The organism is Leptospiraceae bacterium (assembly GCA_025059995.1).
Lineage (GTDB): Bacteria > Spirochaetota > Leptospiria > Leptospirales > Leptonemataceae > SKYB61.
Genome location: JANXCF010000015.1, coordinates 1 through 582, shown reverse-complemented (window position 1 = coordinate 582; position 582 = coordinate 1). Strand labels below are relative to the sequence as shown.

Genomic DNA, 582 nt, shown 5'->3' with positions numbered 1-582 from the left:
CGTTCTCTTCCACACCTTCCCACGCCCCGGCTCAGAGCTCCCAGAGGGCTGGAAGTGGGTTAAATTGGGGGAGGTGTGCATTATATATGATAATGCTCGCAAACCTATAAAGAAAGAGGACAGGATATCAGGTGATATTCCATACTGTGGTGCAAACGGCGTCATTGACTTTGTTGATGGATACACTCACGAAGGTGAATATGTTTTAATTGCTGAAGATGGCGGGTTTTATGGACCATACGAACAAACCTCATACATTATGAAAGGCAAGTTTTGGGCTAATAACCATGTGCATGTTGTGAGTTCTGTCGATGGAGTGATTGTTAGTGAATATCTTAATTTTTGGATAAATAGGGCGGACCTTAGAGACTTTTTAACAGGAGCAACAAGACCAAAATTAAATCAATCCTCTATGCTAAAAATTCCTATCCCCCTCCCCCCTCTTCAAGAACAAAAACGCATAGTCCAGAAAATACAGGAAATATTCTCTCGCACCAAGGAGCTAAAGAGAGAAGTAGAAGTAGCAAGAAAAGAAGCGGAGGCTCTGTGGACGTCGGTCCTTTTCCACACCTTCCAACGCCC

At 43.6% G+C, this 582-nt stretch carries 1 protein-coding gene; it reads left to right on the top strand.

Annotation, left to right across the window (positions count from 1 at the left end; all coding sequences use genetic code 11):
* Positions 1-73: 73 nt before the first annotated feature.
* The coding region (locus tag NZ853_11535) for a restriction endonuclease subunit S (protein MCS7206316.1) at positions 74-582 on the top strand (509 nt) is incomplete at its 3' end.